Below are 413 nucleotides of genomic sequence, written 5' to 3'. Positions count from 1 at the left end.
GGTAAAGTACTGAGCCGTGAACAGCTGTGGCATGCGATGCCCAATGATGACAGCAGTGATAACATCGACCGTGCCATTGATGTGCATATTTCACGTCTACGCGCGCTGATTGAAGACAATCCTCGTCAGCCAAAACGCATTATCACGGTGCGTGGTGTCGGCTATCAGTTTGCCACTGACCAAGTGTAAGAGTGTAAGATTGCTTGACAAATTTAACACGCAAAAGGTCATTATCCTTGGTTATTTATGCTAGCAAAGCTATTATAATAGCGTGTGATGACCCACGATTTTTGGATTCTGTGTGCGATTGAGCGGCATAAAATTTAACAGTGTATTTAGCAAGTTATTTGCCAGCGTTATGCTGGCATTGGTCATTTTTGCTGGGGCAATGGTAGTTTTAAGCCACCTAGTAC

The 413-nt window shown here is 44.1% G+C and carries 1 protein-coding gene; it reads left to right on the top strand.

The genetic code is table 11. The features are described from left to right. Positions 1 to 189: winged helix-turn-helix domain-containing protein (locus tag M3175_RS26155; RefSeq protein WP_251524631.1), on the top strand; the 189-nt coding region annotated here is incomplete at its 5' end. Positions 190 to 413 lie beyond the last annotated feature (224 nt).

This window comes from Robertmurraya korlensis, from assembly GCF_023715225.1.
Classification (GTDB): domain Bacteria; phylum Bacillota; class Bacilli; order Bacillales; family Cytobacillaceae; genus Robertmurraya_A.
The sequence above is the reverse complement of the archived record's forward strand: the minus strand, read 5'-3'. Positions and strand labels throughout refer to the sequence as shown.